Here is a 13,012-nt window from a genome sequence, read left to right on the forward strand (position 1 = left end):
TCAGCAATCCCCGGTGGCAGAGAAGCCATTTACCGGAGGGTTTTCCCCGGTACACTTCGCCTCTTGTGCCCTCATCCGGTGGTGGAGAACCGTCCATGCGCATCCTTCTGGTGGAAGATCATCCGCAGCTCGCCGAAAGCGTGGTCCAGGCGCTCAAGGGCGCTGGCTGGACGGTAGACCTGCTGCAGGACGGGGTGGCCGCCGACCTGGCCCTGGCCAGCGAGGAGTACGCCCTGGCGATTCTCGACGTCGGCCTGCCGCGGATGGACGGCTTCGAGGTGCTGGCGCGCCTGCGCGGGCGCGGCAAGACCTTGCCGGTGCTGATGCTGACTGCGCGCGGCGAGGTGAAGGACCGGGTGCACGGCCTCAATCTCGGCGCCGACGACTACCTGGCAAAGCCTTTCGAACTGTCCGAGCTGGAGGCGCGGGTCAAGGCCCTGCTGCGCCGCAGCGTGCTCGGCGGCGAACAGTTGCAGCGCTGCGGCGCCCTGGTCTACGACCTCGGCACTCGGCGCTTCAGCCTCGACGAGCAGCCGCTGACCCTGACCTCGCGGGAACAGGCGGTGCTGGAAGCGATGATCGCCCGTCCGGGGCGGGTGATGAGCAAGGAGCAACTGGCCGCCCAGGTCTTCGGCCTGGACGAGGAGGCCAGCGCCGACGCCATCGAGATCTACGTCCACCGCCTGCGCAAGAAGCTGGAAGGCGGCGCCGTGCGCATCGTCACCTTCCGCGGCCTCGGCTACCTGCTGGAGGCGCAGGGTGACTGATGCCGGCAGTCTGCGCGGACGGCTGCTGCTGTGGCTGGCCCTGCTCCTGCTGCTGGTGCTCCTGGCGAGCGGCCTGAGCGCCTACTGGAACGGCCGCGAGGTGGCCGACACCGCCTACGACCGGACCTTGCTGGCCTCGGCGCGGGCGATCGCCGACGGGCTCTACGAGAAGGACGGCACCCTGCGCGCCGACGTCCCCTACGTGGCGCTGGATACCTTCGCCTACGACAGCGCCGGGCGGATCTTCTACCAGGTCAACGACATCCATGGTCGGATGATCTCCGGCTACGAGAATCTTCCGGCAGCACCCGCCGAGACCCTGCGCACCGACGACTACCCGGCCTTGGCGAAGTTCTACGACGGCGTCTACCAGGGCGTCGACGTACGCGTGGTGAGCCTGCTGCAACCGGTCAGCGAACCGAGCATGAGCGGCATGGCGGAGATCCGCGTGGCGGAGACCGAAGGCGCCCGCGAGCGCATGGCGCGCAGCCTGATGACCGATACCCTGCTGCGCCTGGGCGTCCTCGGCGTCGGCGCGCTGGTGCTGGTGTGGCTGGCGGTGAGCGCCGCGCTGCGTCCGCTGGATCGCCTGCGCCGCGAGGTGGAAGAGCGCCAGCCGGACGACCTGCGGCCGTTGCCGATGCTCGAGGTCCAGCATGAATTGCGGCCGCTGGTGGAGTCGCTGAACCACTTCACCCAGCGCCTGCGCAGCCTGTTCGAGCGGCAGTCGCAGTTCATCGCCGATGCCGCCCACGAGTTGCGCACGCCGCTGGCGGCGCTCAAGGCGCGCCTGGAGCTGGGCCTGCGCGAGCAGGAGCCGGAAGCCTGGCGTTCGACCCTGGAGACCACGGCGAAGAACACCGACCGCCTGATCCACCTGGCCAACCAGTTGCTCTCCCTGGCGCGCATCGAAAGCGGCGCCCAGGCCATCGCCGAGGGTGGCGCCGAGCGTATCGACCTGACTGCCCTGGCCCGGGAACTGGGCCTGGCGCTGGCGCCGCTGGCCTATGCGCGGGGAGCCTCGCTGGCGCTGGAAAGCGCCGGGCCGGTGTGGATCCAGGGTGAACCGACGCTGCTCAACGAATTGCTCAGCAACCTCCTGGACAACGCGCTGGCGCACACCCCGCAGGGCGGCAACGTGATCCTCAGGGTGCTGGAGGGAGGCGTGCTGGAAGTGGAAGACGATGGCCCGGGAATTCCCGCCGCCGACCGCGAGCGGGTCTTCCAGCGCTTCTACCGGCGCGGCGACAGCCCCGGCAGCGGCCTGGGGCTGGCGATCGTCGGCGAGGTCTGCCGGGCGCACCGGGCGCAGATCCAGCTCGACCAGGGCGAACTGGGCGGCTTGCTGGTGCGGGTGCGCTTCCCGGCGGAGTAGGGCGGGCCTATTGCAGCATGCTGGTGGCGGCTTCCAGGGCGCTGGAGAGGTCCTCGTCTTCCTTCATGTCGACGGTCGGCTCGAGGCCGAGCTTGGCGAACGCCGGGATCTGGCTCCAGTCCAGGCGGGTATAGGGATGCTCGCTGCCAAGGTAGCTCTGCAGGGTGGCGACCTGGACCAGGTCGGTATAGTCCGCGCGCGGCGAGTTGCGGGTGAAGTCCAGGTGCTGGCGCGGGACCTCGGCGATCGGCGCGGGGAAATCCCAGGCCTTGAGGATGCGCTCGCCGATCAGCGGATGGATGCGCTCGATCACGTGGCTCAGGCTGATGGAGTCCGACAGCAGCTCGTTGTGATCCTCGGCGTAGGTGAGGATCGGCAGCACGCCGATCTGGTGCACCAGCCCGGCCAGGGTCGCCTGGTCCGGCGCCAGGCGGGTGTAGTGACGGGCCAGCACGTGGCAGATGCCGGCGATCTCGGTGCTCTTGTTCCAGACTTCGCGCATCTTGCGGTCGACCACGTCGGTGGTGGCCTGGAACATCTGCTCCATGGCCAGGCCGGTGGCCAGGTTGCAGGTGTAGTTGATGCCCAGCCGGCTGATCGCCATCTGCAGGTCGGTGATTTCCTTCGGGCTGCGCAGTAGCGGACTGTTCACCACGCGGATGATGCGCGCGGTCAGCGCCGCGTCGTTGCCGATCACCTTGCTCAGGGCCTGGATGCTGACATCCGGGTCCTCCGCCGCCTCGCGGACCTGCAGGGCCACCTCGGGCAGGGTCGGCAGCACCAGTTCATCCTGATCGATGGCGCGGATCAGGTCCTGTTGGACTTTGTCGGCAAGCTTGCTCATGGCATTTCCTTTGAAAACGCAATGGCCGGAGCACGCTGTACGTGCACCGGCCATGGGAATACTGGCGGGCCGTCCGCGGACGGCGAGGCACAGTTTACGGTCAGCGCTGGATTTCGCGGTCGCTGTCCAGCGTGTAAGGCAGATTGAGGAGGACGAGCGGCGCTCCTTCGGCGCTTCCGAGGCTGATCCGGCCGTCGGCGACGGCGTCGTCCTGCAGCACGGCGAGCAATTCCACGCTGTTCTCCGGTGTACGGGCGGCCAGTACCACTTCGCCGACGCTGGTGGAATGGACCGGCGAGAACAGCCCGGTGCCGGGCGCCGGCACCTCGTCTGCGTCCAGCGCCAGGCGATACAGGCGGCGCTTGAGGCGGCCGAGATACTGCATGCGGGCGACGATTTCCTGGCCGGTATAGCAGCCCTTCTTGAAGCTGACTCCGCCGACCGCCTGCAGGTTGATCATCTGTGGGATGAACAGCTCGCGGGTAGCGCCGAACACCTGGCCGACGCCGGCGCGCACCTGGCCGAGCAGCCAATCGTCAAGCGGCGCCTCGCGGCTGTGCTCGCGGAGCGTGGCAAGCACCGTCTCGGCACGCTGCGCCGGAACCCACAGCTCGACGCGGGCGTCGCCCAGGGCGACGGCGAGCAGGTCGCCGTGGCGGGCGATCCTGCCGCTCTCCGCCGGGGTGTCTATCCCCAGGGCGCGCAGTGCCTCGCTGGCGTCGCGCAAGCCTATGCGGAGCCAGGCTGCGCTCTCGTCGGCAAGGCTGGCCTTGGAGAATACGGCGTATTTCTTCAGGTCCGCCAACTGGGCCTCGAGCAGCTCGCCGGCCATCGCCAGCAGCAGGCCGTCGCCCTCGGGCAGGATGCGGAAGCTCGATAGCAGGCGGCCCTTGATGTTGCAGCGGCCGCCGAGGCTGGAGGTCTCGTCGTTCAGATAGGCGAGGTTGCAGGTCAACTGGCCCTGGAGGAATTTGGCGGCGTCCGGGCCGCGGACGGCGAGGATGCCTTCATGGACTAGCGGAGTGTGGAAAGCGGGGTCGGCCATTGCGATGCTGCGCGGTCAGTCAGTCAGGACCGTCATCATAGAACTCGGTCCGAGGCTTGTCAGCGGGCAAGAATGCCTGGCGCATCCGCCTTGACGGTTGTCGGACACTTCCGAGGCCGCCGTCGGCATGGGCCTGCGTCCCGCGCGGATGCCCTTGGTTTGCCGGGCAATACGACCAAGGGCGGACGCCGGCGGAGCGACGCCTCGTCATCGGGCCGCGCCATTCGAGCGCAACCGCCCTATAATGCCGGGCGTTTTCGAGGAGCCCGAACATGGCAGATGAAACCGAACTGAAACGACTCTACTGGCACAGCCGTCGCGGCATGCTGGAACTGGATGTGCTGCTGGTGCCTTTCGTGCAGGAGGTTTACCCGGGCCTGGACGCCGAGGACCAGGCGCGCTTCCGCAAGCTGCTGGAGTGCGAGGACCAGGACATGTTCGGTTGGTTCATGCAGCGCGGCGAGCCGGAAGACGCCGACCTGCGGCGGATGGTGCGGATGATCCTGGACCGTGTCCAGCCGGATTGAGCCGTTCGAATGCCGCTGGCGGGTCTCTCCGATCCTGCTGGCGGCGAGCCTGGCACTGTGGGCCCTGGCGCTGCTGTCGATCCTGCTGGCGGCGCTGCCGGTCTGGCTGAAGCCGCCGCTGGCGCTGGTCTGCCTGGCCTACGGTGCCTGGGGGCTGTACCGCCAGGTACTGCTGCGCGGCTCGCGGGCCTTCCGTGGGTTGCGCCATGACGAGCAGGGCTGGCAGCTGTGGAGCGCCGGAAGCGGCTGGCAAGCGGTGCAATTGCGCCCTGACAGCCTGGCGCTGCCCTGGCTGATCGTACTGCGCGTGCGCCTGCCGGGCCGCTGGCGCATCCTTGGCTGCTGTATCCCGGCCGATGCATTGGGCGCCGACAGCCATCGGCGCCTGCGTGTCCGCCTGCGCTTCAGTCGCCGTAGATGGGCGGCCCCAGGATAGTGTCGCGGGCTTCGGGCAGCAGGTCCGGATAATCCAGCGTGTAGTGCAGGCCCCGGCTTTCGCGGCGCTGCATGGCCGAGCGGATGATCAGTTCGGCGACCAGCGCCAGGTTGCGCAACTCGATCAGGTCGCGGCTGACCTTGTAGTTGCTGTAGAACTCGTCGATCTCGCTGAGCAGCAGGCGCACCCGGTGCTGGGCGCGCTGCAGGCGCTTGTTGGTGCGCACGATACCGACGTAGTCCCACATGAAACGCCGCAGTTCGTCCCAGTTGTGCGCGATGATCACGTCTTCGTCGGAGTCGGTGACCTGGCTGGCGTCCCAGCTCGGCAGGCTTTCCGGCAGGGGCGTGCCGGGCAGGCGCTGGAGCATGTCGGCGGCGGCAGAGCGGGCATAGACGAAGCATTCCAGCAGCGAATTGCTGGCCATGCGATTGGCGCCGTGCAGGCCGGTGAAGGTGGTCTCGCCGATGGCGTAGAGGCCTGGCACGTCGGTATGCCCGTGCTGGTCGACGAGCACGCCGCCGCAGGTATAGTGCGCGGCCGGCACTACCGGGATCGGTTGCTGGGTAATGTCGATGCCGAAGTCCAGGCAGCGCTCGTAGACGGTGGGGAAGTGCGCCTTGATGAACTCGGCCGGCTTGTGGCTGATGTCCAGGTAGACGCAGTCGATCCCCAGGCGCTTCATTTCATGGTCGATGGCGCGGGCCACGATGTCCCGGGGCGCCAGTTCGCCACGCGGATCGAAGCGCGGCATGAAACGCTCGCCATTGGGCAGGCGGAGCAGGGCGCCTTCGCCGCGCAATGCCTCGGTGATGAGGAAACTCTTGGCCTGCGGGTGGTACAGGCAGGTCGGATGGAACTGGTTGAATTCCAGGTTGCCGACCCGGCAGCCGGCGCGCCAGGCCATGGCGATACCGTCGCCGGAGTTGCCGTCGGGATTGCTGGTATAAAGGTAGACCTTGCTCGCGCCGCCGGAGGCCAGCACGCTGAAGCGGGCACGGAAGGTATCGACTTCGCCGCTTTCCCGATTCAGCACGTAGGCGCCCAGGCAGCGCTTGCTCGGCAGGCCTAGCTTGCGCTCGGTGATCAGGTCGACCGCCACTCGCTGCGACAGCAACTCGATGTTCGGTCGCCGCCGGGCCTGGGCCAGCAGGGTATTGAAGATCGCGGCGCCGGTGGCGTCGGCGGCATGGATGATGCGCCGGTGGCTGTGCCCGCCTTCGCGGGTCAGGTGGTATTCGAAGCTGCCTTCCTCGTGGTTGTGCTGCTCGTCGCGGGTGAAGGGCACCCCCTGTTCGATCAGCCACTGGATCGCTTCGCGGCTATGCTCCACGGTGAAGCGCACCGCGTCCTCGCGGCACAGGCCGCCACCGGCGACCAGGGTGTCCTCGACGTGGGATTCCACGGTGTCGGTATCGTCCAGCACGGCGGCCACGCCGCCCTGGGCCCAGTAAGTCGAGCCCTGCGACAGTTCGCCCTTGCTGAGGACGGCGATGCGCAGGTGTTCCGGAAGGGTCAGGGCCAGACTCAGGCCGGCGGCGCCGCTGCCGATGACCAGTACATCGTGTTGATAATGTTGGCTCATGCCCGCATTTCCCCGTGGTGGAGCCCTAGTATATAGAAGGGCCTGGCGGCACAATAGCGCACCCCCGCTGCCGGTCCGGCGGATGAGCTGCGGGCCTGTCATCGGCAGGCGTCATCAGAGCGGGGCGATGTAGTGCTGGAACTTTCTTAGACGCATCGGTTCCAAAGCAGGATGCCTGAAGACCTCGTCCGGTTGGCCTACCCAGCGGCACAGAGGCCGGGCCCTGAGCCCGATGCAATCCATTTTCGCGGGGCCCGGACACGATGTCCGGGGCCGCACGTCACGAGCGAGGAAAAAACTCGTGACGCATGCTTGGAGGGGAGAACTTTTGCAAGAAGCCCGAGTCTATCTTGGCAAGACGATTCGCTGGGACGCTCGAAGCTCCTCCAGGTTCGAAGAGGAGCTTTCATGCTAACCCAGGAACAGGATCAGCAACTGGTTGAACGGGTACAGCGCGGAGACAAGCGGGCTTTCGATCTGCTGGTACTGAAATACCAGCACAAGATACTGGGATTGATCGTGCGGTTCGTGCACGACGCCCAGGAAGCCCAGGACGTAGCGCAGGAAGCCTTCATCAAGGCATACCGCGCGCTCGGCAATTTCCGCGGCGATAGTGCTTTTTATACCTGGCTGTATCGGATCGCCATCAACACCGCGAAGAACCATCTGGTCGCTCGCGGGCGTCGGCCACCGGACAGCGATGTGACCGCAGAGGATGCGGAGTTCTTCGAGGGCGACCACGCCCTGAAGGACATCGAATCGCCGGAACGGGCGATGTTGCGGGATGAGATCGAGGCCACCGTGCACCAGACCATCCAGCAGTTGCCCGAGGATTTGCGCACGGCCCTGACCCTGCGCGAGTTCGAAGGTTTGAGTTACGAAGATATCGCCACCGTGATGCAGTGTCCGGTGGGGACGGTGCGGTCGCGGATCTTCCGCGCTCGTGAAGCAATCGACAAAGCTCTGCAGCCTTTGTTGCGAGAAGCCTGACACAGCGGCAAATGCCAAGAGAGGTATCGCTATGAGTCGTGAAGCCCTGCAGGAAACTCTGTCCGCTGTGATGGATAACGAAGCGGATGAACTCGAGTTGCGGCGGGTGCTCGCAGCTTGCGGCGAGGATGCCGAGCTGCGTTCCACCTGGTCGCGCTACCAGTTGGCGCGGTCCGTCATGCACCGCGAGCCTACCCTGCCGAAGCTGGATATCGCTGCGGCGGTCTCGGCTGCCCTGGCCGACGAGGCCGCTCCGCCGAAAGCGGAGAAGGGGCCGTGGCGGATGGTCGGTCGCCTGGCGGTCGCTGCCTCGGTGACCCTGGCGGTGCTGGCCGGCGTGCGTCTGTACAACCAGAACGACGCCCTGCCGCAGATGGCGCAACAGGGGACCACCCCGCAGATCGCCCTGCCGCAGGTGAAAGGCCCGGCCGTGCTGGCCGGCTACAGCGAAGAGCAGGGGGCGCCGCAGGTGATCACCAACTCCTCGTCCAGCGATACCCGCTGGCATGAGCAGCGTCTGCCGATCTACCTGCGTCAGCACGTGCAACAATCCGCCGTCAGTGGTACAGAGAGCGCGCTGCCCTACGCTCGGGCAGCCAGCCTGGAAAACCGCTGAGGAGAGACATGCGCACCACCTCCCTGTTGCTTTTGCTTGGCAGCCTGATGGCGGTGCCCGCCACTCAGGCTGCCGACGCTTCCGACTGGCTGAATCGTCTCGCCGAGGCCGATCGCCAGAACAGTTTCCAAGGCACCTTCGTCTACGAGCGCAATGGCAGCTTCTCCACCCATGAGATCTGGCATCGCGTGGAGAGCGATGGCGCGGTTCGCGAGCGCCTGCTCCAGCTCGACGGCGCGCGCCAGGAAGTGGTCCGGGTCGATGGGCGCACCCAGTGCATCAGCGGCGGCCTTGCCGACCAACTGGCCGATGCCCAGCTGTGGCCGGTGCGCAAGTTCGATCCTTCCCAACTGGCTTCCTGGTACGACCTGCGCCTGGTCGGCGAATCCCGTGTCGCCGGCCGCCCGGCAGTGGTCCTCGCGGTGACCCCGCGCGACCAGCATCGCTACGGCTTCGAGCTGCACCTGGACCGCGACACCGGCCTGCCGTTGAAATCGCTGCTGCTGAACGAGAAGGGGCAGTTGCTCGAGCGCTTCCAGTTCACCCAGTTGAATACCGGCGCGGCACCTGCCGAAGACCAGTTGCAGGCGGGCGCCGAATGCCAGGTCGTCGGCCCGGCCAAGGCCGACGGCGAGAAGGCCGTGGCCTGGCGCTCGGAGTGGCTGCCGCCAGGTTTCACCCTGACCCGCAGTTTCATGCGTCGCAGTCCGGTCACCCCCGATCCGGTCGCCTGCCTGACCTATGGCGATGGCCTGGCACGATTCTCGGTGTTCATCGAGCCGCTGCACGGTGCCATGGTTGGCGACGCGCGCAGCCAGCTCGGCCCGACCGTGGTGGTTTCCAAGCGCCTGCAGACCGATGACGGCGGCCAGATGGTGACCGTCGTCGGCGAAGTGCCGCTGGGCACCGCCGAGCGGGTGGCGCTGTCCATCCGGCCCGAGGCCGCCGCCCAGAAATGATCGAGGAGCAGGGGCGAGTGGTGGCGACCGAGCCGGGAGCGGTATGGGTCGAGACCGTGTGCCGCAGTACCTGCTCGTCCTGCTCGGCCAATGCCGGTTGCGGCCAGGGGCTGATGCAGCGCCTGGGCGTCGGCGCGGGGCGTGCCCGGGTGCGCGCGTTGAGCGACCTGAGCCTGCGGGTCGGCGATGCGGTCGTCCTAGGAATTCATGAAGACCTGTTGTTGCGCGCCTCCGTCCTCTTCTATCTTTTCCCTCTGCTCGGGTTTTTCGTGGCAGCATTGCTGGCGACCCGGGCGGGCCTTGTCGAACCTCTGATCATCGTGTCCGGGCTGGCGGGTTTGCTGGCGGCCTGGCTATTGGTGCGTCGGCATGCTCGTCGTCATGCCGATGATCCAGCCTCGCAGCCGGTGGTTCTGCGAGCGCTGATTTCCGGGCCGTCCGATTCGGCCTGAGTCTTTCTCTTCCCTCGAACATCACGGGAGCTGTAGTCGATGCATACCCTAAAACGCTGTATGGCTGCGATGGTGGCCTTGCTGGCCTTGAGCCTGGCGATGACGGCCCGGGCAGAACTGCCGGACTTCACGCCTTTGGTCGAACAGGCGTCGCCGGCGGTGGTGAATATCAGTACGCGGCAGAAGCTGCCGGATCGCGCCATGGCGCGCGGGCAGCTGTCGATCCCCGACCTCGAAGGGCTGCCGCCGATGTTCCGCGACTTCCTCGAGCGCAGCATCCCGCAGGTTCCGCGCAATCCGCGCGGGCAGCAGCGCGAGGCGCAATCGCTGGGTTCCGGCTTCATCATCTCCAACGACGGCTACATCCTCACCAACAATCACGTCGTGGCCGATGCCGACGAGATCCTGGTGCGCCTGTCCGACCGTAGCGAGCACAAGGCCAAGTTGATCGGCGCGGACCCGCGCAGCGACGTGGCGGTGCTGAAGATCGAGGCGAAGAACCTGCCGACCCTGAAACTGGGCGATTCGAACAAGCTGAAAGTGGGCGAATGGGTCCTGGCCATCGGTTCGCCGTTCGGCTTCGATCACTCGGTCACCGCCGGTATCGTCAGTGCCAAGGGGCGTAGCCTGCCGAACGAGAGCTACGTACCCTTCATCCAGACCGACGTGGCGATCAACCCGGGTAACTCCGGCGGTCCGCTGCTGAACCTGGAGGGCGAAGTGGTCGGCATCAACTCGCAGATCTTCACCCGTTCCGGCGGCTTCATGGGCCTGTCCTTCGCCATTCCGATCGATGTCGCGCTGAACGTCGCCGACCAGTTGAAGAAAGCCGGCAAGGTCAGCCGCGGCTGGCTGGGTGTGGTGATCCAGGAAGTGAACAAGGATCTCGCCGAGTCCTTCGGCCTCGACAAGCCGTCCGGCGCGCTGGTGGCGCAGCTGGTGGAAGACGGTCCGGCGGCCAAGGGCGGCCTGCAGGTGGGCGATGTGATCCTCAGCCTGAACGGCCAGTCGATCAACGAGTCCGCCGACCTGCCGCACCTGGTGGGCAACATGAAGCCGGGCGACAAGATCAACCTTGACGTGATTCGCAACGGCCAGCGCAAGTCCTTGAGCATGGCGGTAGGCAGCCTTCCGGACGACGACGAGGAAATCGCCTCGATGGGCGCTCCGGGCGCCGAGCGCAGCAGCAACCGCCTGGGCGTGACCGTCGCCGACCTGACCGCCGAGCAGCGCAAGAGCCTGGATATCCAGGGCGGCGTGGTGATCAAGGAAGTCCAGGACGGTCCGGCCGCGGTCATCGGCCTGCGTCCGGGCGATGTCATCACCCACCTGGACAACAAGGCGGTGACCTCGACCAAGATCTTCGCCGACGTGGCCAAGGCCCTGCCGAAGAACCGTTCGGTTTCGATGCGGGTGCTGCGCCAGGGACGTGCCAGCTTCATCACCTTCAAGCTGGCCGAATAAGCCGGCTGGCGAAAAAAGGGCGGTTTCCACCGCCCTTTTTCATGCCCGTCAATCCGTTACCTGCGTGACGCCTTGCCCGAGCATCAGGTAAACTCCCCGGCTATTTTTCGGCGGATTGCCGCCCTTGCCCTTTTCGAGTGTGTTGAGCCGTGAGCGACCTGAGCCATATCCGCAATTTCTCCATCATTGCCCATATCGACCATGGCAAGTCGACGCTGGCCGATCGCTTCATCCAGATGTGCGGCGGCCTCTCCGATCGCGAAATGGAGGCCCAGGTCCTGGACTCCATGGACCTGGAGCGCGAGCGCGGGATCACCATCAAGGCCCACAGCGTGACCCTGCACTACAAGGCGCAGGACGGTAAGACCTACCAGCTCAACTTCATCGATACCCCCGGCCACGTCGACTTCACCTACGAAGTCAGCCGCTCGCTGGCCGCCTGCGAGGGCGCGCTGCTGGTAGTGGACGCCGGCCAGGGCGTCGAGGCGCAGTCCGTCGCCAACTGCTACACCGCCATCGAGCAGGGGCTGGAAGTGATGCCCGTGCTGAACAAGATGGACCTGCCCCAGGCCGAGCCGGAGCGGGTGAAAGAGGAAATCGAGAGCATCATCGGCATCGACGCCACCGACGCCGTGGCCTGCAGCGCCAAGAGCGGGATGGGCGTGCTGGAGGTGCTGGAGCGCCTGGTGACCGCCATCCCCGCCCCGGAAGGCGAGATCGAGGCGCCGCTGCAGGCGCTGATCATCGACTCCTGGTTCGACAACTACCTCGGCGTGGTCTCGCTGGTACGGGTGAAGAACGGCCGGGTGAAGAAGGGCGACAAGATCCTGGTGAAGTCCACCGGCAAGGTCCACCAGGTGGACAGCGTCGGGGTATTCACTCCGAAGCACACCGAGACCGTCGACCTGAAGGCGGGCGAGGTGGGCTTCATCATCGCCGGTATCAAGGATATCCACGGCGCGCCGGTGGGCGATACGCTGACCCTGAATAACACGCCGGACGTCGAGGTCCTGCCGGGCTTCAAGCGGGTCAAGCCGCAGGTCTACGCGGGCCTGTTCCCGGTCAGCTCGGACGATTTCGAGGACTTCCGCGACGCCCTGCAGAAGCTGACCCTCAACGACTCGTCGCTGCAATACGAGCCGGAAAGCTCCGAAGCCCTGGGCTTCGGCTTCCGTTGCGGCTTCCTCGGCATGCTGCACATGGAGATCATCCAGGAGCGCCTGGAGCGCGAATACGACCTGGACCTGATCACCACCGCGCCCACGGTGGTCTTCGAGATCGTGCAGAAGAACGGCGAGATCATCTACGTCGACAACCCGTCCAAGCTCCCGGACCTGGCGTCCATCCAGGAAATGCGCGAACCGATCTGCCGCGCCACCATCCTGGTGCCCAAGGACCACCTGGGCAACGTGATCACCCTGTGCATCGAGAAGCGCGGCGTGCAGCGCGACATGCACTTCCTCAGCGGCCAGGTGCAGCTGGTCTACGACCTGCCGATGAACGAGGTGGTGCTCGACTTCTTCGATCGCCTCAAGTCCACCAGCCGCGGCTATGCTTCCCTGGACTACAGCTTCGATCGTTTCGAGCCGTCCAACCTGGTTCGTCTCGACGTGCTGATCAATGGCGAGAAGGTCGACGCCCTCGCCCTGATCGTCCACCGCGACAACGCCCCCTACAAGGGCCGCCAGCTGGTGGAGAAAATGAAGGAACTGATCCCGCGGCAGATGTTCGACGTGGCGATCCAGGCAGCCATCGGTGGGCAGATCATCGCCCGCTCGACGGTCAAGGCGCTCAGGAAGAACGTGCTGGCCAAGTGTTACGGTGGCGACGTGAGCCGTAAACGCAAGCTGCTGGAGAAGCAGAAGGCTGGTAAGAAAAGGATGAAGCAGGTCGGTAGCGTGGAAATTCCCCAGGAAGCCTTCCTCGCCGTGCTCAAAGTGGATAGCTAGAAC

Annotated in this window: 13 protein-coding genes; 10 read left to right on the top strand and 3 right to left on the bottom strand. The window is 66.1% G+C overall.

All coding sequences use genetic code 11. The annotated features are described in order from the left end of the window. Positions 1-95: 95 nt before the first annotated feature. On the top strand, positions 96-767 hold the full coding sequence (locus FOC67_RS04200; RefSeq protein ID WP_003085524.1) for a response regulator: 672 nt from the start codon (positions 96-98) through the stop codon (positions 765-767). Beyond that, complete coding sequence (locus FOC67_RS04205) at positions 760-2,142, top strand: sensor histidine kinase (RefSeq protein WP_003085526.1); 1,383 nt, start codon at positions 760-762, stop codon at positions 2,140-2,142. The genes FOC67_RS04200 and FOC67_RS04205 overlap by 8 nt, the downstream gene beginning before the upstream one ends. Before the next feature lie 7 nt (positions 2,143-2,149). Here FOC67_RS04205 and FOC67_RS04210 read toward each other — a convergent pair whose 3' ends face one another. Together FOC67_RS04210 and FOC67_RS04215 are read right to left on the bottom strand one after the other, a co-directional pair. After that, entirely contained in the window at positions 2,150-2,986 is an 837-nt protein-coding gene (locus tag FOC67_RS04210; RefSeq protein ID WP_003085528.1) for an HDOD domain-containing protein, read from the bottom strand. Between the two features lie 100 nt (positions 2,987-3,086). Next, on the bottom strand, positions 3,087-4,031 hold the full coding sequence (locus FOC67_RS04215) for a folate-binding protein YgfZ (protein WP_009315251.1): 945 nt from the start codon (positions 4,029-4,031) through the stop codon (positions 3,087-3,089). 272 nt (positions 4,032-4,303) lie between these two features. Between FOC67_RS04215 and FOC67_RS04220 the strand changes: the two genes are divergently transcribed. Beyond that, positions 4,304-4,558, top strand: coding sequence for a succinate dehydrogenase assembly factor 2 (locus FOC67_RS04220; RefSeq protein ID WP_003085532.1), 255 nt, complete (start codon positions 4,304-4,306; stop codon positions 4,556-4,558). Continuing rightward, positions 4,542-4,994 carry a protein YgfX gene (locus FOC67_RS04225; protein ID WP_003085534.1) on the top strand — a complete coding sequence of 151 codons (453 nt, stop codon included), beginning with the start codon at positions 4,542-4,544 and terminating at the stop codon, positions 4,992-4,994. The genes FOC67_RS04220 and FOC67_RS04225 overlap by 17 nt, the downstream gene beginning before the upstream one ends. Here FOC67_RS04225 and nadB read toward each other — a convergent pair. Beyond that, on the bottom strand, positions 4,963-6,579 hold the full coding sequence (gene nadB / locus FOC67_RS04230; RefSeq protein ID WP_009315252.1) for an L-aspartate oxidase: 1,617 nt from the start codon (positions 6,577-6,579) through the stop codon (positions 4,963-4,965). The genes FOC67_RS04225 and nadB overlap by 32 nt on opposite strands. A 408-nt stretch (positions 6,580-6,987) precedes the next feature. Here nadB and rpoE point away from each other — a divergent pair, with 408 nt between their 5' ends. The 6 genes from rpoE to lepA all read left to right on the top strand — a co-directional run bounded on the left by rpoE (position 6,988) and on the right by lepA (position 13,009). Then, the gene (gene rpoE, locus FOC67_RS04235; protein WP_003085543.1) at positions 6,988-7,569 is read left to right on the top strand and encodes an RNA polymerase sigma factor RpoE; all 582 of its coding nucleotides are present in this window, start codon (positions 6,988-6,990) and stop codon (positions 7,567-7,569) included. A 31-nt stretch (positions 7,570-7,600) separates the two neighbouring features. Further along, on the top strand, positions 7,601-8,185 hold the full coding sequence (gene mucA / locus FOC67_RS04240; protein ID WP_003101958.1) for an anti-sigma factor MucA: 585 nt from the start codon (positions 7,601-7,603) through the stop codon (positions 8,183-8,185). Positions 8,186-8,193: 8 nt separating this feature from the next. After that, positions 8,194-9,144, top strand: coding sequence for a sigma factor AlgU regulator MucB (gene mucB, locus FOC67_RS04245; RefSeq protein ID WP_003085548.1), 951 nt, complete (start codon positions 8,194-8,196; stop codon positions 9,142-9,144). Then, positions 9,141-9,596 carry an alginate biosynthesis regulator MucC gene (gene mucC / locus FOC67_RS04250; RefSeq protein ID WP_174707708.1) on the top strand — a complete coding sequence of 152 codons (456 nt, stop codon included), beginning with the start codon at positions 9,141-9,143 and terminating at the stop codon, positions 9,594-9,596. The genes mucB and mucC overlap by 4 nt, the downstream gene beginning before the upstream one ends. 39 nt (positions 9,597-9,635) lie before the next feature. Beyond that, positions 9,636-11,060 (top strand): serine protease MucD, encoded by a 1,425-nt coding sequence (gene mucD / locus FOC67_RS04255; protein WP_009315254.1) that lies wholly within the window; start codon positions 9,636-9,638, stop codon positions 11,058-11,060. A gap of 149 nt (positions 11,061-11,209) precedes the next feature. After that, positions 11,210-13,009, top strand: a complete 1,800-nt coding sequence (gene lepA / locus FOC67_RS04260; RefSeq protein ID WP_174707709.1) for a translation elongation factor 4 — start codon at positions 11,210-11,212, stop codon at positions 13,007-13,009. Positions 13,010-13,012: the final 3 nt, after the last annotated feature.

The sequence above is a fragment of the Pseudomonas sp. FDAARGOS_761 genome (genome assembly GCF_013343155.1).
GTDB classification, from domain to species: domain Bacteria; phylum Pseudomonadota; class Gammaproteobacteria; order Pseudomonadales; family Pseudomonadaceae; genus Pseudomonas; species Pseudomonas aeruginosa.

Bases quoted from the DNA above. Each gene is read 5' to 3' on its own strand.
- FOC67_RS04200 (WP_003085524.1), top strand. From the start codon at position 96: ATGCGCATCCTTCTGGTGGAAGATCATCCGCAGCTCGCCGAAAGCGTG.
- FOC67_RS04210 (WP_003085528.1), bottom strand. From the start codon at position 2,986: ATGAGCAAGCTTGCCGACAAAGTCCAACAGGACCTGATCCGCGCCATC.
- FOC67_RS04215 (WP_009315251.1), bottom strand. From the start codon at position 4,031: ATGGCCGACCCCGCTTTCCACACTCCGCTAGTCCATGAAGGCATCCTC.
- FOC67_RS04220 (WP_003085532.1), top strand. From the start codon at position 4,304: ATGGCAGATGAAACCGAACTGAAACGACTCTACTGGCACAGCCGTCGC.
- nadB (WP_009315252.1), bottom strand. From the start codon at position 6,579: ATGAGCCAACATTATCAACACGATGTACTGGTCATCGGCAGCGGCGCC.
- rpoE (WP_003085543.1), top strand. From the start codon at position 6,988: ATGCTAACCCAGGAACAGGATCAGCAACTGGTTGAACGGGTACAGCGC.
- mucA (WP_003101958.1), top strand. From the start codon at position 7,601: ATGAGTCGTGAAGCCCTGCAGGAAACTCTGTCCGCTGTGATGGATAAC.
- mucB (WP_003085548.1), top strand. From the start codon at position 8,194: ATGCGCACCACCTCCCTGTTGCTTTTGCTTGGCAGCCTGATGGCGGTG.
- mucC (WP_174707708.1), top strand. From the start codon at position 9,141: ATGATCGAGGAGCAGGGGCGAGTGGTGGCGACCGAGCCGGGAGCGGTA.
- mucD (WP_009315254.1), top strand. From the start codon at position 9,636: ATGCATACCCTAAAACGCTGTATGGCTGCGATGGTGGCCTTGCTGGCC.